Source organism: Brevibacterium sp. CS2 (assembly GCF_005280295.1).
Lineage (GTDB): Bacteria > Actinomycetota > Actinomycetes > Actinomycetales > Brevibacteriaceae > Brevibacterium > Brevibacterium pityocampae.
Genome location: NZ_CP040020.1, coordinates 1,416,122 through 1,441,489, shown reverse-complemented (window position 1 = coordinate 1,441,489; position 25,368 = coordinate 1,416,122). Strand labels below are relative to the sequence as shown.

21 protein-coding genes, 1 tRNA gene and 1 riboswitch are annotated in these 25,368 nt (G+C 72.8%); of the genes, 6 read left to right on the top strand and 16 right to left on the bottom strand.

Translation table 11 applies throughout. The annotated features are described in order from the left end of the window. Positions 1 to 90: 90 nt before the first annotated feature. Entirely contained in the window at positions 91 to 555 is a 465-nt protein-coding gene (mscL, locus tag FDF13_RS06380) for a large conductance mechanosensitive channel protein MscL (RefSeq protein WP_137318935.1), read from the top strand. A 165-nt stretch (positions 556 to 720) separates the two neighbouring features. On the opposite strand, the gene FDF13_RS06375 is transcribed toward mscL, so the two are convergent. Together FDF13_RS06375 and FDF13_RS06370 are read right to left on the bottom strand one after the other, a co-directional pair. Further along, the gene (locus tag FDF13_RS06375; protein ID WP_137318934.1) at positions 721 to 963 is read right to left on the bottom strand and encodes a hypothetical protein; all 243 of its coding nucleotides are present in this window, start codon (positions 961 to 963) and stop codon (positions 721 to 723) included. Positions 964 to 971: 8 nt separating this feature from the next. Continuing rightward, positions 972 to 5,927 carry a DUF4011 domain-containing protein gene (locus FDF13_RS06370; RefSeq protein ID WP_137318933.1) on the bottom strand — a complete coding sequence of 1,652 codons (4,956 nt, stop codon included), beginning with the start codon at positions 5,925 to 5,927 and terminating at the stop codon, positions 972 to 974. Positions 5,928 to 6,080: 153 nt separating this feature from the next. Here FDF13_RS06370 and FDF13_RS06365 point away from each other — a divergent pair. Further along, positions 6,081 to 6,153, top strand: a tRNA-Arg gene (locus FDF13_RS06365). An 85-nt stretch (positions 6,154 to 6,238) separates the two neighbouring features. On the opposite strand, the gene FDF13_RS06360 is transcribed toward FDF13_RS06365, so the two are convergent. From FDF13_RS06360 to FDF13_RS06345, 4 genes are all read right to left on the bottom strand, one after another. After that, positions 6,239 to 7,021, bottom strand: coding sequence for an EcsC family protein (locus tag FDF13_RS06360; RefSeq protein ID WP_254668935.1), 783 nt, complete (start codon positions 7,019 to 7,021; stop codon positions 6,239 to 6,241). 120 nt (positions 7,022 to 7,141) lie between these two features. Continuing rightward, positions 7,142 to 8,731 carry a hypothetical protein gene (locus FDF13_RS06355; RefSeq protein WP_137318932.1) on the bottom strand — a complete coding sequence of 530 codons (1,590 nt, stop codon included), beginning with the start codon at positions 8,729 to 8,731 and terminating at the stop codon, positions 7,142 to 7,144. Between the two features lie 14 nt (positions 8,732 to 8,745). Then, positions 8,746 to 9,336, bottom strand: coding sequence for an ATP-binding cassette domain-containing protein (locus FDF13_RS06350; protein WP_254668934.1), 591 nt, complete (start codon positions 9,334 to 9,336; stop codon positions 8,746 to 8,748). 107 nt (positions 9,337 to 9,443) lie between these two features. Next, positions 9,444 to 10,445 (bottom strand): universal stress protein, encoded by a 1,002-nt coding sequence (locus FDF13_RS06345; protein WP_137318931.1) that lies wholly within the window; start codon positions 10,443 to 10,445, stop codon positions 9,444 to 9,446. Between the two features lie 365 nt (positions 10,446 to 10,810). Between FDF13_RS06345 and FDF13_RS06340 the strand changes: the two genes are divergently transcribed. Then, positions 10,811 to 11,083: a GlsB/YeaQ/YmgE family stress response membrane protein gene (locus FDF13_RS06340; RefSeq protein ID WP_137318930.1), complete on the top strand. Its 273-nt coding sequence runs from the start codon at positions 10,811 to 10,813 to the stop codon at positions 11,081 to 11,083. Between the two features lie 219 nt (positions 11,084 to 11,302). On the opposite strand, the gene FDF13_RS06335 is transcribed toward FDF13_RS06340, so the two are convergent. The 5 genes from FDF13_RS06335 to pdxH form a co-directional block, all read right to left on the bottom strand. After that, positions 11,303 to 11,806: an HNH endonuclease gene (locus FDF13_RS06335; protein ID WP_137318929.1), complete on the bottom strand. Its 504-nt coding sequence runs from the start codon at positions 11,804 to 11,806 to the stop codon at positions 11,303 to 11,305. A gap of 459 nt (positions 11,807 to 12,265) precedes the next feature. Continuing rightward, positions 12,266 to 13,168 (bottom strand): C40 family peptidase, encoded by a 903-nt coding sequence (locus FDF13_RS06330; RefSeq protein ID WP_137318928.1) that lies wholly within the window; start codon positions 13,166 to 13,168, stop codon positions 12,266 to 12,268. 2 nt (positions 13,169 to 13,170) lie between these two features. Continuing rightward, positions 13,171 to 13,313, bottom strand: a riboswitch (cyclic di-AMP (ydaO/yuaA leader). 258 nt (positions 13,314 to 13,571) lie between these two features. Further along, positions 13,572 to 14,267, bottom strand: coding sequence for a metal-dependent transcriptional regulator (locus tag FDF13_RS06325; RefSeq protein WP_137318927.1), 696 nt, complete (start codon positions 14,265 to 14,267; stop codon positions 13,572 to 13,574). Between the two features lie 109 nt (positions 14,268 to 14,376). Beyond that, positions 14,377 to 15,849 (bottom strand): aldehyde dehydrogenase family protein, encoded by a 1,473-nt coding sequence (locus FDF13_RS06320; RefSeq protein ID WP_137318926.1) that lies wholly within the window; start codon positions 15,847 to 15,849, stop codon positions 14,377 to 14,379. Between the two features lie 97 nt (positions 15,850 to 15,946). After that, positions 15,947 to 16,618, bottom strand: a complete 672-nt coding sequence (gene pdxH, locus FDF13_RS06315) for a pyridoxamine 5'-phosphate oxidase (RefSeq protein WP_217494910.1) — start codon at positions 16,616 to 16,618, stop codon at positions 15,947 to 15,949. A gap of 97 nt (positions 16,619 to 16,715) precedes the next feature. On the opposite strand from pdxH, the gene serC reads away from it, so the two are divergent. Continuing rightward, positions 16,716 to 17,849: a phosphoserine transaminase gene (gene serC, locus FDF13_RS06310; protein ID WP_137318925.1), complete on the top strand. Its 1,134-nt coding sequence runs from the start codon at positions 16,716 to 16,718 to the stop codon at positions 17,847 to 17,849. A gap of 183 nt (positions 17,850 to 18,032) precedes the next feature. Here the strand turns inward: serC and FDF13_RS06305 are convergent, their stop codons facing one another. The 4 genes from FDF13_RS06305 to FDF13_RS06290 all read right to left on the bottom strand — a co-directional run bounded on the left by FDF13_RS06305 (position 18,033) and on the right by FDF13_RS06290 (position 20,226). Then, positions 18,033 to 18,530: a DUF456 domain-containing protein gene (locus FDF13_RS06305; RefSeq protein ID WP_137318924.1), complete on the bottom strand. Its 498-nt coding sequence runs from the start codon at positions 18,528 to 18,530 to the stop codon at positions 18,033 to 18,035. Between the two features lie 17 nt (positions 18,531 to 18,547). Further along, positions 18,548 to 19,519 carry a DUF3027 domain-containing protein gene (locus FDF13_RS06300; protein WP_137318923.1) on the bottom strand — a complete coding sequence of 324 codons (972 nt, stop codon included), beginning with the start codon at positions 19,517 to 19,519 and terminating at the stop codon, positions 18,548 to 18,550. Next, positions 19,519 to 19,893 carry a cold-shock protein gene (locus FDF13_RS06295; protein WP_137318922.1) on the bottom strand — a complete coding sequence of 125 codons (375 nt, stop codon included), beginning with the start codon at positions 19,891 to 19,893 and terminating at the stop codon, positions 19,519 to 19,521. Before FDF13_RS06295 ends, FDF13_RS06300 begins: the two co-directional genes overlap by 1 nt. Before the next feature lie 99 nt (positions 19,894 to 19,992). Beyond that, positions 19,993 to 20,226 (bottom strand): hypothetical protein, encoded by a 234-nt coding sequence (locus FDF13_RS06290; protein ID WP_137318921.1) that lies wholly within the window; start codon positions 20,224 to 20,226, stop codon positions 19,993 to 19,995. 329 nt (positions 20,227 to 20,555) lie between these two features. Here FDF13_RS06290 and FDF13_RS14715 point away from each other — a divergent pair, with 329 nt between their 5' ends. Both FDF13_RS14715 and FDF13_RS06280 read left to right on the top strand, forming a co-directional pair. After that, entirely contained in the window at positions 20,556 to 22,559 is a 2,004-nt protein-coding gene (locus tag FDF13_RS14715) for a helicase-associated domain-containing protein (protein ID WP_175406884.1), read from the top strand. Further along, positions 22,556 to 24,256 carry a DNA repair helicase XPB gene (locus tag FDF13_RS06280; RefSeq protein WP_137318920.1) on the top strand — a complete coding sequence of 567 codons (1,701 nt, stop codon included), beginning with the start codon at positions 22,556 to 22,558 and terminating at the stop codon, positions 24,254 to 24,256. Before FDF13_RS14715 ends, FDF13_RS06280 begins: the two co-directional genes overlap by 4 nt. A 24-nt stretch (positions 24,257 to 24,280) precedes the next feature. Here FDF13_RS06280 and FDF13_RS06275 read toward each other — a convergent pair whose 3' ends face one another. Further along, on the bottom strand, positions 24,281 to 25,312 hold the full coding sequence (locus tag FDF13_RS06275) for a DMT family transporter (protein WP_254668933.1): 1,032 nt from the start codon (positions 25,310 to 25,312) through the stop codon (positions 24,281 to 24,283). Positions 25,313 to 25,368: the final 56 nt, after the last annotated feature.

The following is a 25,368-nucleotide window of genomic DNA, read 5'->3' as shown; positions in this document are numbered from 1 at the left end:
CTGGATCGTCTTTTCGCCGCTATCATGTTCTGGGCGCTCATGCGCACACGGGAGCAGTGTGCTCCTGACCCATCTGTGAAAGGACACACTATGCTCAAGGGCTTCCGGGATTTCATCCTCCGCGGCAATGTCATCGAGCTGGCGACCGCCGTCATCATCGGTACCGCGTTCACCGCGATCGTGAACGCCATCTCCGACAACATCATCAACCCGCTCATCGCGGCCGTCGGCTCGCCGGACGTGGGCGGTCTCGGCTTCCGCATCCGTCCCGACGTCGAGGCGACCTTCCTCGACTTCGGTGCCGTGATCACCGCGGCGATCAACTTCCTCATCGTCGCCGCTGTCGTCTACTTCGTCATCATCATGCCGATGAACAAGCTCAACGAGCTCCGCAAGCGCGGTGCTGCTGAAGAGGACGTGCCCCCCACCCAGGAGGAGCTGCTCGCCGAGATCCGCGACCTGCTCGCCAAAGGTGCCCAGGACGTCGTCCCCGACCAGCGCCTCGAGGGCGGCCCGGCCACCGGCATCGACCCGAACTACCCCCCGCGCCACTGAGTCGAAGAGGCAGACCTCCACGCAGAGGCGCCTCGGACCCGACGCGATCACAGCGCCCCCGGACAGGAGTCCGGGGGCGCTGTCGTGTCGATGGCACCTCAATGCCGTGCGCCGCGCCCGGGCCGGTGAACGGGGTGCGGTGGTGCACCAGGACGGTCAACCCGCTCAGCGCGGCTTGGTCTGCCAGTGGGGCGGGCGCTCGGCGAGCAGCCGGGCCTCCTCCGCGCTGAGCGCTCCGGGCCCGCCGGGCTCGCGATCGAGGCCGTCGCCGGCCGATGACTCGTTGCGCAGCGTACGCCGGTAGGCCTCGACTGCCGCGCGGGTCCGTGCGTCGCGGGCGCGCCGCTGCGCGGAAGCACGGTCGTCGGCAGCGCTCGGCTCGATGCCGTTCTGCTCCTCGGGCGGCATGGGACGCCTCAGCTCCGCGCGTCCCCGCGATCGGAGGCGGATTCCCCGGCGTCGTGGGCATCACCGTCCTGCGCGACGCGCTTCCCGGGATGCTTGCCGGCACCGCCGCCATCCGCAGCACTCTCTGCTCCTTGGCCAGTGCTCTCCCGTGTGGTACCTGCCTCGGGCGCATGCTCCTCCTCCGAGCGTCGGCCCTGCTCGGACTCGCGGAGCCCGGCGTCGAGGAGGTCCTGCTCGCGGAGCTTGCCGGTGTTGTACAGCGGCATGACCTCGCTCTGGCCCACGGAGCCGCCCGCGGCGGGGAGGAACACCTCGTCCTCGGTGCGACCGGCCTGCTCGGCCGGCGGCGCGGCGGACCGCTTGGCCTGCGCATAGCGGTCGCGGTAGCGGGCGACGGCGGCGTCGAGCCCGGACTCCACGCGCCGGGAGCGGCCCTTGAGCGCGAGTGCGGCGCGCAGCTGCGCCTTGAGCTCGTCGTCGCCGCGGGACACACGGTCGGACTGGATCCAGTCGACCATCGCGTCGAGGTCCTCGGCGGAGTACGTGTGGAGCGGGAGCCCCGGGGTGAGCTTGGGGCGGTTGCCCTGCCGGCCCACGACCACCGCTGCGGCGCGGGCGGCATCGAGCACGGCCTGCGGGGAACGATCCTCGACGGTCTCCTTCCACATCTCGAAGATCCGATCCGCCTCCGCCTGCGGGTCGACGAACGCATCCGTCGACCACACCCGCAGATGGCGCCAACCGCGTCGGGCGAGAGCCTCCGCGCGGAGCCGCTCGCGCTCACGGATGCTCTCCGTCGCGGCGTAGTCCGCACCGTCGGTCTCCACCGCGAGCGCCATCCCCTGGGTGGGGTCGGCGGATACGGAGACGGCGAGGTCGATGTCCTCGTACCCCTCGTCGGAGTACACCCCGCTGCGCAGCAGGCGCTCGGCGATGTCGGAGATCAGCGGGTCGCGCTCCGCGTCACCGGCGGCGGGCATGGTGCGGCCGCCGGCGGCGGCGTCCGCGAGCAGCCCGGGCAGCACACGGGCGCCGTGGCGGAGGCGGGCGAGCTCGAAGTCGTCGGCCTCGAAGCACGACACGACGGTGAGCTTGCGCCGGGCGCGGGTCACCGCTGCGGCGAGCAGCCTCTCCCCGCCGGGCTTCGACAGCGCCCCGAAGTTGTAGACGACGCGACCCTGCCGGGTGCGGCCGTAGCCGAGTGAGAAGATCACGGCATCCCGGGCCATCCCCTGGATCCGTTCGCAGTCGGTGACGACGAACGGCTCCTTCGTCGGGTCGGTGAAGAACGACGCGACGTAGGGGTAGGTGCGGATCGCCTGCTGGATCGCCGCGGCGACGCGCTGCGCGTGCCACGGGGTGAGGGTGACAACGGCGAGCGACTGCCGCGAGCGGGTGCGCGCGTGCTTGAGCACGAGGTCGACGACGCGGTCGACCTCGACATCGAGGCTCTCGACCTGACCGGTGGCGGTGTCGGGACTGCCGAGCGCGTCGGGCACGAATGAGAACTCGACGCCGGAGCCCTCGTTCGTCAGGGCGGTCGGCAGGCTCGAGATCGTCGAGTCGTAGAACCGGCGGTTGACGAGGTCGACGAGGCCGGCCGGCGAGTGCCGGTAGCTCGTGTGGAGGCGGTGGGACGGGAGGAACTCCGCGAGCGCGCCGAACACGCTCGGGCCGCTCGCGTTGTCGCGCTGGCCGCGGCGGTCGACGGCGACGCTGAACTCGCGCGGGCCGAGCAGCCGGTCGTCGCCGAGTGCGATGACCTGCTTGGAGCGGGCGATCGCCGGGAGCACCTCGGTCACGGACATCCGCCCGGCGTCGGCGATGATCACGGTGTCGAACAGCGGCACGTCGGCGAAGTACTCCGGCACCTGGAAAGGGCTCATCATCCACACCGGGGCGAGCGCGGTGAGCACGCGCGGTGCCTGCTCGCTCAGCGCCTCGACGTGGAGGTGGCGGGAGCGCAGGGCGTCGCGCACGGCCTGCGCCTCGTCCTGGTGCTCCTCGATCGCGCGCTTCCAGCCCTGGCCGTGGCTGTAGCGCAGCCGGGCGGCGCCCGCGGCGACGTACTGCTTGTCGCAGATCCGGTAGTCGGCGACGACGCGATGGAGCTCGGTCCCGTCGTGGCCGCCCACCTGGGGATCGGCGGCGGCGAGCTGCTTGAGCACGGTCGCCCAGTAGGCGAGGTCGAACTCCTGGCCCACGAGCTCGTGCGGCACGCGGCGTTCGCGCAGGTCGCTGAGGAGATCGCCGAGGCCGCGGCCGCGGAGCTCGGTGTCGATCCGGGTGCGGGCAGGCAGGTCCGCGAGGCTGTCGCGGTCCTCGCCGAGCGCCTGCAGCCGGGCCTGCGCCTCCTCGACGAGCATGGACCCGAGGTCCCCGCCGTCGGGGGTGTCGCTGAGCACCGGTTCGAGCTTGCGGAAGTCGGCGACGATCTCCTGGTGGAGCTCGTCGGCCTCGAGCAGGCCGCGCGGGATCTGCGGGCGGATGTCACGCCCGGCGATGTCGCGCAACTCGGCGCGCTGCTGGGCGGCGGCGAGCAGTGCTGCGTGCATGTCGTCGACCGTCGCGCCGGGGCGCAGGAACTCGCGTGCGGCCTTCTTGTACCGGTTGCGCTCGAACATGCCCATCTCGATCTGGTGCTCGCGGCGATACTCGGCGCTGCCGGTCGCGGCGATGAGATCGGACAGGTTGTGGTCGTAGACGTCGGGCGAGAACCGGTCGAGCGTCCTGCGCACGCCGAGCAGGACGGCGAGGCAGCGGCCCCAGGCGTCGACGGTGCGGGCGGGGTTGAGGCCGGCTTGGCGGAGCAGCGGCTCGACGAGCTCCACGAGGGCCGGGATCTTCTTCCCGGCGCGCTCGGCGACGCGGCGGGCCGCCTCGGCGTCCTCATCGCTGGCGAACCGGGCGCCGAACCACACGGTGTCCTCGACGTCGAGGGTGAAGGCGCCGAGCTCGGAGAACTCGATGAGGCGGGCGCGGAGGTCCTCCCGCTCGGCCTCGCTCGCCTCGACGACGGACGAGTCGAAGCGCACCGCGGTCGACGGACCGGGTTGCTCGGCGGTGAGCTGCGCGAGGCGCCGCATGGTCGACAGCACGGACACGCCCCAGGGTTCGCGCACCCGGTGGAGCGACTCGGAGTGCTCGCTGAGGATCGCCCGCTGGTCGTTGAGCTTGGCGAGCAGACCGCCGAGGTCGGGGCGGGGTGCGCGTTCGGCGTCGGCGATGAGCGAGATCAGGCGGGTGTGGACCTCGGTCGGGGTCATCCGACCGTCGACGGCGAAGCCGCCGAGCCCGGCGCGCTCGAGGCGGGAGGCGAAATCGCCGAGCGCATCGGAGTTCTGCGCGAGGTAGAGGACGCTGCGGCCGGTGTGGGCGAGCGTGGTGGCGATCGCGACGGCGACCTGGGTGGCGCCGGTGCCGGGCGGGGTGTCGACGACCACGGATTCGCCCATCACGGCGGCATCAACGACGGCCTGCTGGTCGCCGTCGACGTCGATCGCGAGGAATTCCTCCTGCGGCTTCCGGTCCGGCAGCGGCCGGGGCAGCTCGCGCGGCTTCGGCGTCGGTGCGGACACGGCGCCCGGGTCCGCGGCGCTCGCCTCGTCCAATCCGGTGTCGTCCCGGTCGGAGCCCGAGGAGTCGTCGCGGGACGCCGAGCGCGGGGTGCGGCGCTCGGCTGCGTGCTTCCGTGCGGCCCGCTTCTGCTCCCGGCGCCCGACCGGCACGGCGGTGCTGCCGGTGGGGGCGTCGTCAGCAGTGGAATCCTCGTCGGACTCGGCGTCGGCGGTCGAGGCGTCGGCCGCATCGGAGTCGCCGGTGGCGGATCCCGCGTGGGTCGGCCCGTCGGAGTCGTCGGCCTCAGGGCCGTCGGAGCCGATGGGATCGGCCTTCGCGTCACCGGCCGGCGGAGCAGCGGAGCCGCCGGTGACGGCGGCACCCTCACGCGAGGCACCTTCCTCCGAGGCCTGCGCCGCAGGCTCCGTGTCACCGGCAGGGGCGTCATCGGAAGCGGGCGCGGATGCAGATGCCGGAGCAGCAGGAGAAGCGGAGGCCTTCCCGGGGATGTCGGCGTCGAGGATCGGCTCGGTCGGCTGCCCCTCGTCGAGAGACACCTCGGCCGAGGATTCGCGCGCCGCCTTCCCGCCGGCCGGCGGCTTCCCGGCGGAGGGCGCCTCGGGAGCGGAATGCGACTGGACGCTGCGTTCGGGTGCCCGGGCGGCGGGGCCGCCGAAGCTGCGGCAGGCGGCATCGTCACCGGCGAGCGCACGGAGCACCGGGTGGCCGCCGGGCAGCTCCTCCCCGCTGAAGGGGGTCGTGATGTTGGCGAAGGTCGACACGACGAGACGCTGGTTGACGAGCAGGCCGGGGATCCCCTTGGCGAGCGCGCGGAGGCGCTCGAACACCGGGGCGGGGTCGAAGCCGTGGCTGTTGCCGGTCGCCTCGACCCATTCGTCGACATCGATCGTCACCCGGTGGTGGCGCTCGAGGTAGGACACGAGGGCAGGATTGATCGTGATCTCGTCGTCGAGCACGATCTCGAAGTCCTCGACCCGGCTGCCGCGGGGCACGAGCCGCACGTGGCGGAGCATGACGGGGGCGATGTAGTCGGTGCGACCGCCGGACTCGTCGCGGCTCCAGGTGGCGAAGCCGATCGCGAGGTGCGCGGTGTTGATCCCGCGCTCACTGGCGAGCTGCTCGGCCTTCTGCCGGATCGAGCGGGCGCGACGACGGGCGTCGGACAGCAGCTCCTGGTCGCGGATCAGGCTCGACAGGCGCGTGGGCCGGCCGGCGAGCAGCTGGGCGAGCCCGGAGGGATGCGCACCGGTGAGCTCGATCGAACCGTCGCGGGAGTCGCGGTACTGGAGCATGGTGTCCCGGCCGCCGATCCGGGCAGCCTGTTCCTTCCACGCCGCGAACGTTCCGCCGACGGAGGCCTGAGTAGTGGAATCGGAATATGACACAGCTCGAGACTATCGGGATCGGGCCGCGATCACCGCCCGGCGCACCGTCAGCGGCGAAATTTCGGCGCCGATCGGACTGCTAGACTGTCCGTGCGCCGCGACCGGCGCGCCCCCACGATTCCGACAGGGCGCGCTGACCTGCCCGCGGCGCGTGCCCCCGTAGCTCAGGGGATAGAGCACCGCTCTCCTAAAGCGGGTGTCGTTGGTTCGAATCCAATCGGGGGCGCACTTCTCACCAGGGGAAACACTCCGGTGACCCGGCCAGGCGCTGCCGCCGCCGCGCACCCCGACCTCCCCGTGGACGCGCGCGCTCACACCTGCGGGAACATCACGAGCGCGGTCCGTGCGATCTTCTTCAGCTGACCGCGGTCGCTCGCCGCTCCGATGACGCCGCCGAGGCCGGGGATCGCCTTGCCGAACAGCCGCACCGAGCGCAGTCCGAACCGGCGCAGGATCCGGCCGCCGATCGCGTTGGCGACCGCGGAGATCTGCGGCTGGGGCAGGCGCTTGGCGACCTGGCGGCTGGCGAAGCCGGCCACCGGCCCGAGCCCGATGTTGCGCAGCACGTCGCCGGACTCCTCGCCGACGAGCGCGGCGAGCACCCGGGTGCGCACCTCGTCGTCGCGGAGGTCGTAACCGCGCACGGAGGCGATCGCGGCGACCATGCGGGTGGCCTGGACGTAGAACTCGAAGACGTTCGTCGGCAGCAGCACCGACAGCGTGATCGCACCGCCCAGGCCGGTGAGGAACCCGCTGGCGGTGATGCCGCGGCGGTGACTGCGGATGATGCGCCGGATCGCGAGCTCCGGGTCGCGCTTGCCGCGGCCGCGCTGGGCCTTCCGGGCGACCTTCTCCGCCGAGTCGAAGGTGAGCTTCCCGTCGATGCCGATGTCGCGGAACGACTCGACCATGTGCTGGAGCGCGCCGCCCTCCTCGGCGGCCGGGTCCGCCCCGGCCTCACCGGAGCGCGGCGGCTTCTGCGCCTCCTCCACGGCCTGGCGGGTGGTCTTTTCGTCCGCGCGGTCGCGGCGCAGAAGGCTGAGGATCCCCATGGCGACTCCGGTCTCGTGATGGTGGGTGAGCCTCTCCATCATGCCGTGATCCGCCTCTTCGCGCATCCCCCGGCCGGCAAGGCGCCTGGACGGAATGCGCCGACGGCCCGAGGAGCCCCTCCCGGTGAGCTCCCCGGCTCGCCCCGGCCCGTCCGGCTGCTCTCATTCCGCGGCGCGCGCGGCGAGCCGGAAGTGCAGCAGGACGAGGAGCGTCGCGAGGGTGCCGCCGAGCAGCGCGAGCGCGGGCCCTGCTCCGACGGCGGCGAGCTGTCCCATGATCACCGCACCGATCGCCCCGGTGAGGAGCACCGCGTCGAAGTGCCAGAGCGCGACGAGGACCATGACGGGGTCGCCCACCGGGGTGGGCACCGAGGAGGTGAGCATCGACACGGGCATCGCGCTCTTGGCGCTGTCGTAGGCACGCGCCGCGATGGCGAGGACGCCGAGGAGCACCGCGGCGAGCACCCCGGTCCGTCCCGCGTCCACCGGCGCCCCGGTCAGGAGCACGGTGAGAGCGGCGCCGGCCCCGGCGAGGACCGGCGCCGCGCCGGCAGGCAGGAGCGCGTGGAGTCCGTAGAGCCGGGCCATCGAATACCCGTAGAGCGCCGGCGCTCCGACCGTCTCCGCCGCGTGCCGGAATCCGGCGCAGAGCACCCCGGAGGCCGTGAACAGCAGGGCGGCAGCCGGTGCGGCGAGCACCCACGCGGGCATCAGCGCAGTCGTCACCGCAGCCACGATCAGTGCGCCCGCGGCGGCGATCCCGGCCGCCCCCACGAGGAGGGTCGTCGGCGTGCGGGCCGCCCCCACGAGGTCACGCAGCAGGAAGCGGAGGGCGGTGGAGCGCGCCCGCACCGCCGGCCAGCCCCGCCCGGTGACGGGCACGGCGTGGTAGGCGGCGAGCGCGGAGGTGAGGTCGCCGGTCCCTGCCGCGGCCCCGGCCGCCTGCCTGCGCGCGGCCTGCGCGGCGAGCGCCTCGGCCCCGACCTGATCGAGAAGACGCGGGACGCACAGCGCGAGCACCCCGGCGAGCACGCAGAGGAGCACCACCGGCAGCCCGGCGAGCACTCCCCCGGTGTGCCCAGGGAGCGCGCCGGCGGCCGGCCAGCTGAGCCCGAACCAGCCCCAGGGCGCCACCCACTGCAGCGGCGGCACCGCGAACGAGGCGAGCACGTGCACCGCGACCCCCAGCGCACCGCACGCCGCACCCGCCCCCGGGCCGAATCCCGGGATCCGCGCCTGCCCGGCGAGCCAGACCACCGAGCAGATGAGCCCGAGTCCGGCGGCGGCGATGACGAGCCGGACGACAGCGAGCACGGGCACCCCGGCTGCGACGCCCAGCACCCCGCCGACGCCCCCGGCGACGATCAGGAGCACCCCGATCACAGCGAGCGCGGAGATCCAGAAGCCGCGTCGGAGCGCCGTGCGCCGGGGCACATCGGTGCGGGCGAGCAGGAGGACGGCGAACGGGGCGAGCGCCACCGGCCCGCGCACCCGCCCGAACAGCGCGAACGCGATGAGCAGTGCGCCGGCCGCAGCACCGGCCCAGCCGGGTGCGGCCGCGGCCACGAGGGCGGTGGACACCTCGGCGGAGGCGAGGAGGAGCACCGCGCCGCGGGCGAGCGGCACCCCGAGGACGAGCACGAGGAGGACGACGGCGTAGGCGATGACGGTGAGGTCGTCCCGGGAGGGTGCTGCGCCGCGCTGCCGGTGGAGCCGGCGCAGGAGCGCGAGGCGGGAGGCGGGGGTGCTCACGGAGGCCGCAGTGCTCACGCGGCCGGCGCGGCGAGGGCGACGACGGCATCGGCGACGGCCTCGACGAGCACCGGCGAGTGGCTCACGAGCACGATCGTCGTTCCCGCGTCCCGGCGACGGCGGAGCGCGGCGGCGACGAGACCGCGGCGGTGCTCGTCGAGGCGCTGCTCGGGCTCGTCGACGAGCAGCACCGCGCACGGCCGCACGAGGGTGAGGACGAGGGCGAACAGCTGCCGCTGCCCCGAGGACAGCTCGTGGGGGAAGCGGGCGGCGAGGTGGGCGATCGCGAGCTCGGCGAACACTGCATCGGCCCGCGCCTCGGCCTCGGGCAATGCGATGCCCCAGGAGGCGGCGACGAGGACGGCGTGCTCGCGCAGCGTGAGATCGCGGGCGAGCGGCGGCAGCCCGAGGTGGGCGGCGACGAGTCTGCGGAACTCCGGGCTGCGGTCGTCGGCGGGGCGCCCGGCGATCGCCACGGTGCCCGAGGTCGACCGGGCGCGGCCGGCGAGCGCTCGCAGCAGCGTCGTCTTGCCGGCCCCGTTGGGCCCGGTGACCGCCAGCGCGCGCCCGGCCGCGAGCGCGAAGGACGTCGGTGCGAGGAGCACCTGGCCGTCGAGGGAGACGCCGAGGTCACGGGCCTCGATGCAGGCGTGCGGGCCGCCGGGCTCGGGACCGCCGGGAACGGGTGCGCCCGGGCGCGGGCTGCCGCGGCTCAGCGCGGCACCCTCACCACCATGGTCGGGCAGGCGGCATAGGGCAGCACCGACTGCGAGGTCGAGCCCAGCAGCAGGCCGGCGAACCCGCCGCGGCCGCGCGAGCCGATGATGAGGACGTCGGCGGTGTCCGAGGCGCGCACGAGCACCTCGGCCGGCTGGCCGTCGAACAGCGTCCAGTCGACCTCGAGCCCGGGGTGCTCGGCGGCGACGGCGGTGCGCGCGGACTCGAGCTTGTCCGCACCCTCGTCGAGGAACCGCTTCATGTCCCCGGTGCTCGGCAGCCATTCGGGGCCGACGACGGTGGTGGTGAGCACCCCGAGGATGTGGAGCGGCGTGCCGCGGTGCAGCGCGTGCTCGGCGGCCTTCCACAGCGCCGGCGACTCCTTGGCGAGCGAGTCGACGCCGACCACGACGGAGCCGGAGAAGTCGAGGCCCGGCACCGCCTCGGCGGTCTCGTCGTAGCCGAGGAGCTCGCCGCGGCTCGAGCGGACCGGTCGGGAGGAGCTGTGCTTGGGCGCGGTCTCCCGGCCCGGGGTCCACCCTACGGGGACGACGATCGTCGGGCAGTGGGAGTGGGCGGGCAGGGCGCTGGAGACGGTGCCGAGCAGGCGGCCGGCGAAGCCGCCGCGCCCGCGGGAGCCGACGACTGCGAGCGAGGCCTGGCGGGACTCCTCGACGAGGACGCCGGCGGCATCGCCGATCTCGATGACGGCCTCGACGGGGACGCCGGCGGCCTTGACCTCGGCGGCGGCCTCCTTGAGGGAGGCGGTCACTGCCGCGCGGATCGAGGTGTCGTCGATCGGGACGTAGGAGACGTCGATCGTCGCGGCGGCGACGCTCGGGATCGTGTAGGCGCCGACGAGCCGGATCGACCGTCCGAGGGCCCTGGCCTCCTCGATCGCGAAGCGCAGGGCGTTGCGGCTCGCCTTCGAACCGTCCACGCCGACGAGCACGGCTTGGGGGTCGGCGACTTCTGGGGAGGAGAGTTCCTCGGTCACGGCAGCTCCTTCGTGGCGGTCTCGCGTGCGCCCGGTGGGTGCGCCGCACCGGTTCGGGCGCGGTGTTCTCGCTCACACCGGTGTGCCCACGATACCCGGATGCGGCGGTCGTGCGAACCGCTGGTCATGCGCATGGTTCCGCGGATCTCACGACTCGAACGGCGTTCGCCGCTCACCCCGGAACACCGGATCCCGCCGCCTGTCGCGCCGCGCCGGGCCGGACGATCATTGAGGCTCACAAGTATCCTTGATATATTTAACCGGTAATCGTCAGGAACTACTCCTGCTCGGTGCGGTAGGTCCGCATCACAGAATCCCGGCAGTCGCAGACGGCTGTCCGGACATCCAGAGATAAGGATCAACTCATGGGTATTCTCGCATTCCTCGTCCTCGGCCTCGTCGCCGGCGCCATCGCCAAGGCGATCCTCCCGGGTCGTCAGGGCGGCGGCTGGCTCGGCGCCCTCGTGTGCGGCGTCATCGGCGCCCTGCTCGGCGGCTGGATCGGCTCGGCTCTTTTCGGTGAGGGCGTCGACAAGTTCTTCTCGCTGAGCTCCTGGCTGCTCGCCATCGGCGGCGCACTCATCGTGCTCGTCGTCTGGGGCTTCATCTCCGGTCGCGGCTCCCGCGCCAACCGCTGATCACCTCAGCACACCGCTGAAGGGCGGTGCGATCCCTCCGGGAATCGCACCGCCCTTTCGCATGTCCGGGAATACCGGACGGTCGAGCAACCTCTCCTCCCCCTCCCCTCTCGAAGCACCGGGCACGGGAGTGTGGGGGTTTCGACGATGAGTATGAGCTTCAACGCCACCACTCTCGACCGGAAGCCCCACACTCGCCCGGTGGAGTCGCGGGTCGGCTCAGGCGGCGGAACCGTATTCGAGGAACGGCCGCCACGACTCTGCGGGGTTGTCGAGGTCGCGCAGCCACCAGCGGCCGACCCGCGGCACGTCGGGGACGAAGCCGAGCACCCAGCCCATCTCCTCGGGCGTCCGGTTCCCCTTGATGTTGTTGCACCTCCGGCAGCACGCCACGAGGTTGCGCCAGGTGTTGCCGCCGCCGCGCGAACGGGGCAGCACGTGGTCGACGGTCGTCGCATGGCCGGCGCAGTAGGCACAGGCGAACCCGTCCCGGCGCAGCACCCCGCGCCGCGACAGCGCCACCGAGCGACCGGACGGCGGCCGCACGTAGCGGCGGAGGATGATCACCGAGGGCTGCGGCATGGAGACGTGGACGCTGCGCACCGGTGCATCGTCGTCGGCCGCGAGCACGGAGGCCTTGCCGGCGAGCACGAGGACGACCGCCCGGCGGTAGGACACCACCGACATCGGCTCGTAGCCGGCGTTGAGGACCAGGGTCTTCATCCGCGCTCACCCGCCCGGGAAACAGCGAAGGCGCTGCGCGAATGCGCAACGCCTCCATGCTCCACAACCGTCGGTATCGAATCGACGATGACATCACCGAGCAGATTCCGGGACCGGCTCCACGCCTCGCAACGGCGCACCACGGCGCCCGCCCCGGTCCGGCGGACCGGCACCCGATCTCCCTGCGATGCGGCGCTCACGCGGCCTCCTGTCGGATGAAGTGCAACGACTGGAACCAGAGTAGCGGAGGCCGGCGCCCGCGCAAGCGCCTGCGCGGTCGCAGCGCGCCGCCCCCACCATGATTTCCACGCCGGTTCACCCACCGTTCCGCAACTGCTCACGAGCAGGGCCGGGGCGGAGCATGCGGAATGCTCGCAGACACGACGGAACCCGCCGCCGGGTGGACCATGACCCGGGCGGCGGGTTCCGTCAGTGCGTCGGGCCGTGCCCGACCGTGGATCAGAGAACGCGGATGTAGGTGACCGAGCCCATCCACGAGTGGCTGCGGTACGAGGTCCCCGAGCTCGGGGAGCCCGCGTCGTACATCATGCCGTTGCCGGCGTAGATGCCGATGTGGCCGGGACTGAATACGAGATCGCCGGGCTTCGCCTCAGAAGCCGAGACGACAGTCCCGGCAGCCTTCTGCGCGCCGGAGGTGCGGGGCAGGTTCACGCCGACCTTGTCGTAGACGAACGCTATGTAACCGGAGCAGTCCCAGCCGCTGGGGGTGGTGCCGCCGTAGACGTAGGGCACGCCGACGTACTGCTTGGCGATCGCGATGACCTGCTCGGCCTTCGAGCCGTCCGGCACGGAGACGCTGTCGCTCTTCTTCTCGCTCTTCTTGGAGTCCGAGGAGCGCTCGGTGCTGCGCGAGGTCGAGGAACCGCGGTCCGAGGAGTCCGAGGAGCGCTCGGTGCTGCGCGAGGTCGAGGAACCGCGGTCCGAGGAGTCCGAGGACTCGGTCGAGTCGGAGCTCTGTGCGGGGGCCGGCTCCGGTTCGGGCTCAGGCTCGGGCTCCGGAGCGGCGGTGGAGGTGGTGGTGGAGACGTTCGAGGTGCCGGGCAGTGCGGCGTCGTCCTCGGTGTCCTCGGCGGCCTCCGGGATGACGGTGGCGGCCTGGTTGGAGAAGTCGGCCTCGACGTTCGAGTCGGCGGCCTCGGCGGAGACGACCGCGTCGGACTTCTCATCGCCCTGGGTGGCGGCCGGGAGCACGGCGGTGGCCATGAGTCCACCGGCTGCTGCGACGACGGCCGCGCGGCGACCGACGACACCGGAGTTGGCGCTCAGCGCCTCGGTGAGCTCGGTCAGCGGGGTCTTGACGGGGGTGCTGGCCGCGCGGCGGCCATGCTTCTTCTGTGCCACTGGTGTGTCCTCCACGAAACCTACGAGGTGAGCTGTCGGGCTCGAGCTGGAGTTGCTCGGTCACTCGTGAGTGAACTTGGCCCCTAGTCCCGGTGTCCGGGACGAGTGGTGGTTCCCCCGTTGCCGCTTCAGGTCCTGGTCTCCGCAGGCGGGAGCGGCACTCGGTTGCCCACCTGGAGCCGGGTTCGGTGGAACCCGACCGCTCAACCGTAACCGATGCCGGACCGCAATGTCACATTTGGATCACGGGTTTCGTGACAAAAGTGTCAGGTCGGCAACAAAACCCCAGGTCAGGGCGACTATGAGCGTCGAAAAAGTTCTGTGACGAAAGCCTGCGAAGCCGTGATCCGGCGTGTCGGCCGTGACCGGAACGTGACGGTCGCGCTGCTCCCAACGCGCGCGATCACTCGCCCTCGAGCGGGCGCACGAAGACGTTCGCGGCGGTCTCGAGCGGCAGGTCGAGCACGGTCGCGGCCTCCGGGGCGCGCAGCGTGATGTACTCCCCGGCGGGCTCCGCAGTGACGGTGGCCCCGGGCAGGATCCCGGTCTCGCGCAGCTGGACGAGGAGATGGGCATCGACCTGGAGCGGCTCGGCGAGCCACTCGACGCACACCTCGGCCCGGCCCTGGGCGGGGCAGGCCTCGGTCAGGGGGACGACAGGGGCGGCAGGCGCGGCCTCCGCGCCGATCGCGTCGAGGCCGGGGATCGGGTTGCCGTAGGGACTCGTGCTGTGCTCGGGGAGCATCCGCACGAGCCGGCGCTCGACCTGCTCGCTCATCACGTGCTCCCAGCGGCAGGCCTCGTCGTGGACGAGCTCCCAGTCGAGCCCGATGACATCGGCGAGCAGCCGTTCGGCGAGGCGGTGCTTGCGCATGACCGAGGTCGCGAGCTCCCGGCCGGTGGCGGTGAGCTCGAGGTGGCGGTCGGCGTCGACGACGAGCAGGCCGTCGCGCTCCATCCGGGCCACCGTCTGCGACACGGTGGGCCCTGAATGGTCCAGGCGCTCGGCGATCCGGGCGCGCAGCGGGACGATCCCCTGCTCCTCCAGCTCCACGATGGCCTTGAGGTACATCTCGGTGGTGTCGATGAGGTCGTTCACGGGCGGTTCCACTCCTCTGTGCTCACCGGGTCAGTCTAGCCCGGCACGGAGATGCGGCACGGCCGTCCGCCGGTGGACGGACGGCCGTGCGACGGGCCGACAGCCGGCCTCAGCCGGCGTTGATGTAGGCGGTCTTGTGGACGGTGTAGAACTCGCGCGCCGCCCGCCCCTGCTCGCGCGGGCCGTAGCTCGAGCCCTTCCGGCCGCCGAAAGAGGTGTGGTAGTCGACTCCCGCGGTGGGGGCGTTGACCATGACCATGCCGGCGTTGGAGTGCCGCTTGAAGTGCGCGGCGTGCTGGAGCGAGGTGGTGAAGATGCCCGAGGACAGCCCGAACGAGGTCCGGTTCGCCACGGCGAGCGCCTCCTCGTAGTCGGCGACCTCGATGACCGAGGCGACGGGTCCGAACACCTCCTCGCGGTTGATCGTCATCTCCTCGGTAGTGCCGGTGACGAGGGCGGGGGCGAGGAAGTAGCCCTCCGTGCCGGTGTCGACGACCGCGCCGCCGTGCACGGTCCCGCCCTCGTCGGCGGCGATCTCGAGATACTTGCGGTCCTGGTCGAACTGCGACCGGGACACGACCGGTCCCATCGTCGTGTTCGCATCCCGCGCGTCGCCGACGACGAATCCGTCGATCCGCTCCTTCACCCGGGCGACGAACTCGTCGTGGATGTCGGAGGTGACGATGAGGCGGCTCGAGGCGGTGCAACGCTGGCCGGTGGAGAAGAAGGCCCCGTTGACGGCCGCCTCGACCGCGGCGTCGAGGTCCGCGTCGCCGAGCACGATGAGCGGGTTCTTCCCGCCCATCTCGCACTGCACCTTGGAGCCGGCGGCCGCGGCGTTCGCGATGACGCCGGCACCCACGCCGACCGAGCCGGTGAAGGTCACCGCGTCGACCTCGCTGGAGCCGGAGATCGCGTCGCCGACGACCCGGCCGGGCCCCATGACGAGGTTGAGCACGCCGTCGGGGAGGCCGGCGTCGATGAGGATCCGCACGAGCTCGTGGGCGCTCGCCGGGACGAGCTCGGCGGGCTTGAACACAACGGTGTTGCCGTAGGCGAGCGCCGGGGCGATCTTCCAGGCGGGGATCGCGATCGGGAAGTTCCACGGGGTGACGACGCCGACGACGCCCACCGGCTCATGGGTCATCTCGACGGTGAGGCCGGGGCGCACGGACTCGACGAGCTCGCCGGTGTTGCGCAGGGTCTCCCCGGCGAAGAACTTGAAGATCTGGGCGGCGCGCATGACCTCGGCGGTGGCCTCGGAGACCTGCTTGCCCTCCTCGCGGGCGAGCAGCTCGCCGAGCTCCGCCGCGCGCTCCTTGATCACGGTGCCGGCGGTGTCGAGGATGTCGAAGCGCTGCTGCACGTTCCCCAGCGACCAGGCCGGCAGGGCTGCGCGGGCGGCGGTGATCGCCTGCTCGACGGTCGCGGCGTCGGCGCGGGCGAAGCGGCCGAGCACGTCGGAGGTGTCGGAGGGGTTGATGTTCGCGCTGCGGTCCTCGCTGCCGACCCACCGGCCGCCGATCCAGTTGTCGAACTGTGCCTCGGGGCCGTAGGCGGGTGCGGTGGTGGTGTCGGTCATCGTGGGATTCCTTCTCTGTGCGATGGGGTGTGGTCGAGGTGGGGTGCGGACGAGGTGAGGCGCGCCCGTCGGCACGCTGCCCCGCTGCGGGGTGCGCTCAGGGGTCGAGGCGGGCGACGGTCCAGGCAGCGGCGTCGTCGAGCGCGGCCGGGCGGTCGGCGGACTCGTAGACGAATCGGTCGTGGAACCGGTTCGCCTGCCCCTGCCAGAACTCGATCCGGTGGGGGGCGACGGTGTAGCCGCCCCACTGCTCGGGGCGCGGCACCTCGGCGTCGGCGAACTCGGCCTCGACCCGGTCGAACGCTGCGTGCATCGCCGCCCGGGAGTCCACGGGCTGCGACTGGCGGGAGGCCCGCGCCCCCACCTGGGCGCCGCGCGGGCGGGCGGCGAAGTACTCGTCGGACACCGCCGCCGAGGTGCGTGTCGCGATCCCCTGCACCCGCACCTGCCGGTGCATGTCGTGCCAGGGCAGGACGAGGGCGACCCGCGCGTCGGCGGCGATCTGGAGGCCCTTGGCCGAGGTGTAGTTCGTGAAGAAGGTGAAGCCAGCGGGATCGACGCCCTTGAGGAGGACGATCCGGGCATCCGGACCGGAGCCGGAGGCGGTGGCCAGGAGCATCGCGTTGGGTTCGCGGATCTCGGCCTGCGCCTCGGCGTACCACTGGGAGAAGAAGGTGAATGGGTCGGTCCCGGCGGCGGCCTCGCCGCGGGCACCGTACTCCACGCGCTGGTCGGACAGCCGGGACAGCGGCGAACGGTCATCGGTCATGGATCCACACTACTGCGCGGGGACGCGGGTGCCCAGGGTGTCCGCGCGGTGGGCCGAGGCGCTCGCGCGTACGGCGCCGCGGTAGGATCCCGGTGTGATGAACGCAGAGCAGACCGTGAAGATCCCGTCCGAACTCCTGCCCGCCGACGGCCGGTTCGGCTCCGGCCCGGCCCGCATCCGCCCCGCCCAGATGACCGCCCTGCAGGCGCTCGGCACGACGGTCATGGGGACCTCCCACCGGCAGCCGCCGGTGAAGAGCCTCGTCGCCCGGACCCGCACCGGGCTGACCGAGCTGTTCGACCTGCCCAGCGGCTACGAGGTGGTGCTCGGCAACGGCGGCTCGACAGTGTTCTGGGACGTCGCCGCGTTCTCGCTCGTGCGCTCGCGTGCCGCACACGCGACCTTCGGGGAGTTCGGCGCGAAGTTCGCCGAGGCCACCCGGACCGCACCCTTCCTCGAGGACTCGGTCATCACCGAGGTCGCCCCCGGCACCGGGGCCGTGCCCACCGCAGTCGAGGGCGCGGACGTCTACGCCTGGCCGCACAACGAGACCTCGACCGGAGTCGCGACGACGATCACGCGGCCGGCCGGCATCGCCGAGGACGCCCTCGTCGTCGTCGATGCGACGTCCGCCGCCGGCGGACTGGCCGTCGACATCCGCGAGACCGACGTCTACTACTTCGCCCCGCAGAAGAACATGGGATCCGACGGCGGCCTGTGGCTGGCGATCATGTCCCCGCGCGCGATCGCCCGCGCGCACGAGATCAAGGACTCCGGACGCTGGATCCCGGCCTCGCTCGACCTCGTCACCGCGATCGAGAACTCGGCGAAGAACCAGACGTACAACACCCCGGCAGTGGCCACGCTGGCGCTGCTCGCCGAGCAGATCGAGTGGATCAACGGCAACGGCGGGCTCGCCTGGGCCGCCGAGCGCACCGCGCGGGCCGCCGCGGCCGTGTACGCCTGGGCGGAGGAGAATCCGGCGACGACCCCGTTCGTCGCCGATCCCGCCGACCGCTCGAACGTCGTGTGCACGATCGACTTCGCCGAGGACATCGACGCCGCGGCGATCGCGAAGATCCTCCGGGCCAACGGCGTCGTCGACGTCGAGCCCTACCGCAAGCTCGGCCGCAACCAGCTGCGGATCGCGACCTTCGTGTCGGTCGAGCCCGAGGACGTCACCGCGCTCCTCGGCTGCATCGACTACGTGCTCTCCGCGCTGGGGAACTGACCCCGGGCACCTCGTCCGCACCGAGCCGCCTCGGGCGGTCGCTGCGAGTGCTTCTCTCGGGAGCAGCTGGTTCTGCGCCGATCCGGGGCGCCCGCGCCTCGAATCGGTCGTCATCCGCAGGAACAGCTGCATCCGCGGCGGGACGGCCCGCGGCGGCACGGCCGTCTCAGCGGGACGGCCGCCTCAGACGAAGAAGTGGATGACGGTCGCGACGGCGAAGGCGCCGGCGGCCACGGCCGCGCAGCTGAACTCGACGGCGATCCCGATCCCGGCGGCCTTGATCGCCGTCCAGCTCGAGTCCCAGGCGGCGCGCGCGTCGCGGCGGCGCAGGTACTCGGCGAGGTAGAGGCCGGCGACGAAGCCGACGAGCAGCCCGACGACGGGGATGACGAAGAAGCCCACGATCGCGAGCAGCCCGCCGATGAGGAGCGAGGAGGTCGGCACCTGCTCGGCCTTGAGACGCCGGCCGGTGAGGATGAGCGAGGCGCTCATGCCGAGCGCGACGAGCACGGCGATGATCGCGAAGGCCGTCCACACCGGGGCCGAGCCGAGGACGAGCGCCCAGATCAGCGCGGCGATGCCGATGAGGATCGAGCCGGGGAGCACGGGGACGACGATCCCCACGCAGCCGACGAGGATCGCCGCCCCGGCGAGCACCGTGGTGACGATGTCGAGCGTCATCGTATCCATCGCGGCGCTCAGCCCGAGGCGCCGCTCGTCGACACCTCGGTAACGGGTGCATCGGCAGCCGGCGCCTCGGCCGCGGGTGCCTCCTCAGCGGCAGACGCCTCAGCAGCAGACGCCTCGCCGGCCGACACGTCGACGGTGTCGTGGAGGTCGTCGATGACGGGCTGCGCGGTCTCCGGGGCCTGCCGCTCGACGTCGGTCTCGGAGTGCGCACCGCAACCGGCGTCGAGCGCGACGACGCGCCCGTCGAACGGCGACCACTGGTTGGCGCACACCCCGAACTGGGTGCGCAGGCTGCCGGCCATCGGCAGCAGGTAGCCGCAGGTGACGCACTGGGCCGAGGCGCGCTTGGCGAACTCGCCGTCCGGTCCGGCCTCCGAGTCGTGCCAGCGCTCCGCGGCGTGGGAGATCCCCTGGGCGGAGAGCACGCGGCGGCGGCCGAGCCCGAGCTCGAAGATCGGCAGCTGGTCGACGGCGTCGTCCTCGTCCTCGGCGAGCGGCACCTGTTCGAAGCCGGCCTCGAGGTTGGGATCGTCGTCGACCTTGGGCAGGGTGTCGCGGGCGCTCAGGTCGCCCGGCTGCAGGCGGTCCTCCCACGGCAGCCAGCGGGGCGCGACGAGCGCGTCATCGCCGGGCAGCAGCGCGGTCTCGCACACGGTGATGGTCTTCGAGCGCGGGGCGCGGGCGAGCACGGCGACCCAGTGCCAGCCGCGGTAGGCCTTCGAGGTGCAGGCGAAGGAATGGGTGGCCAGCCGCTGCCCCTCCATCACCGCGCCCAGGTGGGCGCCGATGTGGTTCGGGTCGGCGACCTCGGCGATCGCGCTGCGGGCGGCGTCGACGGCCTCGAGGAGGAGCGCGTCCGGGCTCGGCCGGGCGGCGCGACGGGCGGTCGGGCGATCCGCGGCGGCGGCGTGGGCAGGAGCGGACCCGGCGGCGGGTGCCGGTTCCACGTCGTGCAGCCAGCGGGAGAAGAGTTCCGACATCAGCCCTCCAGGTCGTCGGCGATGGCACGCAGTACTTCTGCCACCTTATGCGAATGCCCGCTGTCGGGATAACGGCCCCTGCGCAGGCCGTTCGAGGTGTCGTCGAGGAGCCGGATGACGTCCTCGATCATCATCGCCGTCTTGTCCGGGTCGCGGCGGGCGCGCTTGGCGACCGGGGGCTCGATGAGCCGGGCCTTGAGCACCTGCTTGCCCTTGCGGCCGTCGATCATGTCGAAGTCGAGGCGGGTGCCCTGCTTGATCTCGGCGCCGTCGGGCAGCGCGGTCGAATGGAGGAACACCTGTTCCCCGTCGTCGGCGGTGACGAAGCCGAATCCCTTGTCGGCGTCGAACCATTTGACTCGTCCGGTCGGCATGATGTCCTTTCGCGGGAAGTGATGTGTGCAGTGGTGGTGCCCGGGGAGCGGCGCAGCGGCGGTGCCGGGCGGCGGGGCGCCGGGTGCGGGCAGCGCAGCTCAGGCCCGGCGGCGGCGTGCGATGGCGCGGGCGAACTCCACGAGCAGGAGGAGGAACGCCACGGGGATCGTGATCATTCCGATCCAGGTCAGGGCACCGGACGGCGTTCCGCCCGAGACCCCGACGATGACGACGAGGGCGAGCGCGACGAGTCCGACGAGGCTGAGCGCCAGGGCGGTCACGACGATGATCGCATCGGCGCGGCCGGTCTCCGCGGTGGGTTCGACTGCCATGTGCCGTACCTCCTCCGTGCGGTCGTGGGTCTGGTCGTGGATCATGTCGTCGGTGCGGTCGTGGGCACGGTGGCCCCGATCCCGCAAGCTCCACCATTGTAGCCGGACTACACTGGAGCGGATGCCTCAGCTCATCTCCTTCGCCTCCTGGCTCTCCCGCGCCGAGGACTCCTGGTTCCTCGCCGTGTGCGAGGCCCGGCCGGACCTCCTCCGCAGCGACACCCCCGACGCCGCGGCCCCTGGCTGCGCGGGCCGCGACCCGGGCGGCCGTCGCCGCCGCCATCGAATCGCTCGACACCGAGCAGCTGCGCGCCGTCCACCGCGCGGCCGTGGCCGCCCGCGTCGATCCCGCGGTCCCCGCGTCCACCCTCGCCGCCGCGCCCGGGGTGCTCACCCGGCTGCTCGCACTCGGCCTCGTCTGGCCGGCCCAGGCCGAGCACATCGCGGACCCCCTGTCCGCCCCGCTCCTGCGGGTCCATGCGGAGACGGTCGGCCTGCTGCCGACCTCCGCGGCGGACCGCGCCCAGGACATCGACTGGCTCACCGCGCAGCGCCCGGTCCCGGTGGAACCGGTGCGGATCCCGGCCGCCCTCGTCTCCAATGCGCAGGCCGCGGCCGCCTCGGGCCTGCTGTCCGAGGTGCTCTCCCTCCTCGACGCCGTCGACGACGACCCGCCCTCCCAGCTCACGAGCGGCGGGGTGGGCAAGCGCGACGTCCAGCTCCGCGCCCGGGCCGCGCGCCTCGAGCCCGAGCACGCGGTGTTCCTCCTCGAGCTCGCCGGAGCCTCCGACCTGCTGGGGGTGGGCGGCTCCGACGTCGACCCGCAGTGGCTGCCGACGGCGCACTACGACGAGTTCCTCGCGCTGCCCGGCGCCGAGGCGCACGCCCGGCTGCTCACCACCTGGCTCACCGGCACCGTCGACACCACCCACGTGCTCGCCGGCCGGACCGGGCGCGGCGAGCGCGTCCACGCCCTGTCCTCGGCCGCCGGGCACGGCCGCCTCAACCCCTACGCGGGCTTCCCGTCCGCGCTCCCCCAGCTCCCCCTCCTCAAGCACCTCGTGCTCGCCGCGCTCCTCGCGGCCGCTCCCGCAGACGGTGCGGCGGACGCCGGTGCGATGACCGGCGGCGCAGATGCCGAGGTCAGCGACGCCTGGGCGGTCCCCGTCGACGCCCTGCTCGCACAGCTGCGCTGGGAGCGGCCGCTCGCCGCCGCGCTGAGCCCCGGAACGCTGGCCCAGGTGCTCCGCGAGGCGCAGGCGTTCGGACTCGTGTGCTCCCCGCTCACCGCCCCGCACGCCTACGGGCTCACGGGATTCGGACGGCTCGCCGCACGTGCGCTCGTGACTGCGATGCGCGCCGCCGCGACGTCGGCCGGCTACGATCCGGCGCTCGTCGAGCTCGGGTCGGAGCTGCCTGCCCGGGTGGACGCCGCGCTCCCGGAGCTGCAGACCACCGTGCTCGTCCAGTCCGATCTCACCGCCGTCGCCGCCGGGCCGGTGGCGCCGCGCCTCCACGCGCAGCTCGACGACATCGCGCTGATCGAGGCGCGCGGGCAAGGGACCGTCTACCGGTTCACCGGCGATTCGGTGTCCCGCGCGCTCCGACGGGGGCGCTCCGCCGCGGACGTCCTCGCGTTCATCGAGCAGGTGTCCTCGACCGGCGTCCCGCAGCCGCTGCGCTTCCTCGTCGAGGAGGCCGCCGCGAAGCTCCACCGGGTGCAGGTCGCCCCGGCCCGCGCCGTCGTCGTCGTCGACCGGCCCGACGACCTCGGCCCGCTGCTCGCCGACCCGCTGCTCGCCGGCGCCGGCCTCGAGCGCATCGCCCCCACCGTGGCGCTCGCGAAGGTCTCGCAGGACCGGCTCACCACGCTCCTCGAGGCGAGCGGGCAGCCGATCGGCTCGCACAGCGCCGGGGCGGGCCCCCGGCCGCGCGCGGTCCGCCGCCGGAACTCCGGTGCCGTGGCCCGCAGCTCGCTGCGGATCCCCGCGGACGAGCGTCCCGCCTTCATCGTCGGCCTGCTGCGCGGCCGCACCGCTGCGGCTCCGGTGCAGGCGGGCGCGTCCCCGCTCAGCGTGCTCGACGTGCTGCGGGAGGCGCAGGCCGCCGGCCGCGCCGTCGAGGTCACCGTCGTCGGCGCCGACGGGGCGCGCCGACGCCTCGCACTGCGCCCCACGCAGATCACCGGCGGCCGCGTGCGCGGAGTGCGCCAGGCCGGCGGGCGCGCTACCGAGATCGCCCTCGCGGTGTCCCGGATCGCAGCGGCGGCTCCGCTCGATCCCCCTGCCGGGGAGCCGGACGGCGGACCGGCGGCCGAGGCGGGGCCGGCATGAGCGGCCCGCTCATCGTCCAGTCGGACCGGACGATCCTCCTCGAGGCCGCCCATCCGGACGCCGCCGAGGCGGCCGTCGCGATCGCGCCCTTCGCACAGCTCGCCCGCACCCCGGAGCACGTCCACACCTACACGATCACCCCGCTCGGGCTGTGGAACGCGCGCGCCAGCGGCCACGACGCGGAATCCGTCGTCGACACCCTGCTCGAGTTCGCCGGGCACCCGGTGCCGCACGAGGTGCTCCTCGACATCGTCGACATCATGGACCGGTTCGGCGTCCTCACCCTCGTCACCTCGCCCGTCCACGGGCTCGTCCTCACGAGCGCCCGCCCCGAGCTCCTCGACGATCTCGTCGGGCAGCCGGAGCTGGCCGGCATCCTCGGTGCCCGGATCGATGCGGGCACCGTCGCCGTCCACCCCTCCGAGCGCGGCGAGCTCAAGCACCGCCTGCTCAAGCTCGGCCACCCGGTGGCCGACCACGCCGGCTACGTCGACGGCGAGGCCCACAGCATCGCCCTCACCGCCGACGCCCCGGAGCCGGACCCGGAGGCCGAGGCGGCCGACGACGATGGGTCCGGGCCGGGGAGTCCGGCGCACTGGCACCTGCGCGACTACCAGCAGCGGGCGGTCGACTCCTTCCTCACCGGGGAATCCGGCGTCGTCGTGCTGCCGTGCGGGGCGGGCAAGACCGTGGTCGGGGCGGCGACGATGGCCGCCGTCGGCACGACCACGCTCATCCTCGTGACGAACTCGGTGTCCGCCCAGCAGTGGAAGGCCGAGCTGCTGCGCCGCACCTCGCTCACCGCCGAGGAGATCGGCGAGTACTCGGGCACCGTCAAGGAGATCCGGCCGGTGACGATCGCGACCTACCAGGTCCTCACCACCCGCCGGAAGGGCTCCTACCTCCACCTCGAGCTGCTCGATGCGCGCGACTGGGGGCTCGTCGTCTACGACGAGGTCCACCTGCTGCCCGCTCCGGTGTTCCGCCTCACCGCGAGTCTGCAGGCGCGCCGCCGCCTGGGCCTCACCGCGACGCTCGTGCGCGAGGACGGGCGCGAGGAGGAGGTGTTCTCCCTCATCGGCCCCAAGCAGTTCGAGACGCCGTGGAAGGAGATCGAGAAGGCCGGCTACATCGCCCAGGCGACCTGCCACGAGGTGCGGGTGCGCCTGGATTCCGGCACCCGGATCGCCTACGCCCGGGCCGACGGCGAGGACCGCTACCGGCTCGCCGCCTGCTCGGATGCGAAGGTGCCTGTGGTCGAGGACCTCGTCGCCGCGCATCCGAGCGCCCAGGTGCTCGTCATCGGGCAGTACCTCGACCAGCTCGAGGAGCTCGGGGCCGCGCTCGGCGCGCCCGTCCTCACCGGGCAGACCCCGGTGAGCGAGCGCACCCGCCTGTTCGATGCCTTCCGGTCCGGGGAGGTGCGCGTGCTCGTCGTGTCGAAGGTCGCGAACTTCTCCGTCGACCTGCCCGAGGCGTCCGTCGCGATCCAGGTGTCCGGCGCCTTCGGCTCCCGGCAGGAGGAGGCGCAGCGCCTGGGCCGGATCCTGCGCCCCAAGGCGCACGCGGAGCCGGCGACCTTCTACACGGTCGTCGCCGCGGACACCGTCGACGAGCAGTTCGCCGCGCACCGTCGCCGGTTCCTCACCGAGCAGGGCTACGCGTACACGATCCACAACCACCCGTTCGAGGACTGAGCCTCCCGCCGGTCAGCCGGCAGCTCAGCCGTCGACGGCCCGGAGCTCCGGGCTCGCGGCATCCCCGGCGGCACGGGGGCCCGCCCCGGAGCTCGCGTCCTCGGTGAGCGCGTCCTCGGCCGCGGTGACCTCGTCGACCACGACCTCGCGGACGGGAACGCGGGACTCCCCGAGCTTGATGAATACGACGCCGGCGATGATGAACACGCCGCCCACGAGCTGCACGTAGCCGGGCAGCTCGGAGAGCACGAGCCAGGCGACGAGCACGGAGAACGGCACCTCGGTGAGGTTGACGAAGCTCGACACGGTCGCCCCGATCATCCGCAGGCCCATGACGCCGGTGAGGTAGGCCCCGGCGGTCGCGGCCGCGAGCAGCCCCACAGCGACCCACCACGGCACCTCGGCCCCGCCGAGGTCGACCGGGACGGAGGTGAAGGAGTACTCGAGGATCCCCGTGGGCCACAGCGCGAGCATGACACCGGCACCCACACCCATGCCGAGCCCGGTCAGGGCGACGGGCGGGATGTCGATGTCGGCCTTCGCCCCGATGAGGAAGTAGGCGCACAGGCACACCGCGGCGCCGAGCGCCAGGAGCACCGCGCCGAGGTGGAGCTCGGCCCCGCGCGGGTCGAGGATGAGCACGAGCCCGAGCATCGCGGTGACCATGCCGGCGAAGGTCGCCGGTGCCGGGCGGCTGCCGGTGCGCATCCACACCCAGAACACGATCATCAGCGGTGCGGTCATCTCGAGCAGCAGCGCGACGGCCACGGTGAGGTGCTCGACGGCGAGGAAGTAGAGGAGCTGCACGCCGACGATCGCGACGACGCCGTAGACGACGACGATGCGCCAGTGCGCGCGCACCGCGCCCCAGCGTCCGCGCATCGCGACGACGGTGGGAACGGCGAGCACGAAAGCGCAGCCGAGCAGGCGGAGGAGCACCACCGCGCCGGGCGTCCAGCCGACCGCGTACATCGCCTTGGCCACGGGGCCGGATGCGGCGAACAGGAACGACGACAGGAGGGTCAGGGCGAGACCCAGCGCGACCTGCTGCTTCATGGTGTCCTCCTCACGGGATGATGGGGAGTGATCTGCATCACTCATGAGTGTTCGAC

What these genes read in the sequence shown, in the direction of transcription:
- FDF13_RS06320 (WP_137318926.1), bottom strand. Translation starts at nt 15,849, where the DNA reads ATGACCGACACCACCACCGCACCCGCCTACGGCCCCGAGGCACAGTTC.
- mscL (WP_137318935.1), top strand. Translation starts at nt 91, where the DNA reads ATGCTCAAGGGCTTCCGGGATTTCATCCTCCGCGGCAATGTCATCGAG.
- FDF13_RS06280 (WP_137318920.1), top strand. Translation starts at nt 22,556, where the DNA reads ATGAGCGGCCCGCTCATCGTCCAGTCGGACCGGACGATCCTCCTCGAG.
- serC (WP_137318925.1), top strand. Translation starts at nt 16,716, where the DNA reads ATGAACGCAGAGCAGACCGTGAAGATCCCGTCCGAACTCCTGCCCGCC.
- FDF13_RS06375 (WP_137318934.1), bottom strand. Translation starts at nt 963, where the DNA reads ATGCCGCCCGAGGAGCAGAACGGCATCGAGCCGAGCGCTGCCGACGAC.
- FDF13_RS06290 (WP_137318921.1), bottom strand. Translation starts at nt 20,226, where the DNA reads ATGGCAGTCGAACCCACCGCGGAGACCGGCCGCGCCGATGCGATCATC.
- FDF13_RS06275 (WP_254668933.1), bottom strand. Translation starts at nt 25,312, where the DNA reads ATGAAGCAGCAGGTCGCGCTGGGTCTCGCCCTGACCCTCCTGTCGTCG.
- FDF13_RS06300 (WP_137318923.1), bottom strand. Translation starts at nt 19,519, where the DNA reads ATGTCGGAACTCTTCTCCCGCTGGCTGCACGACGTGGAACCGGCACCC.
- FDF13_RS06335 (WP_137318929.1), bottom strand. Translation starts at nt 11,806, where the DNA reads ATGAAGACCCTGGTCCTCAACGCCGGCTACGAGCCGATGTCGGTGGTG.
- FDF13_RS06305 (WP_137318924.1), bottom strand. Translation starts at nt 18,530, where the DNA reads ATGACGCTCGACATCGTCACCACGGTGCTCGCCGGGGCGGCGATCCTC.
- pdxH (WP_217494910.1), bottom strand. Translation starts at nt 16,618, where the DNA reads ATGACCGATGACCGTTCGCCGCTGTCCCGGCTGTCCGACCAGCGCGTG.
- FDF13_RS06340 (WP_137318930.1), top strand. Translation starts at nt 10,811, where the DNA reads ATGGGTATTCTCGCATTCCTCGTCCTCGGCCTCGTCGCCGGCGCCATC.
- FDF13_RS06360 (WP_254668935.1), bottom strand. Translation starts at nt 7,021, where the DNA reads ATGATGGAGAGGCTCACCCACCATCACGAGACCGGAGTCGCCATGGGG.
- FDF13_RS06295 (WP_137318922.1), bottom strand. Translation starts at nt 19,893, where the DNA reads ATGCCGACCGGACGAGTCAAATGGTTCGACGCCGACAAGGGATTCGGC.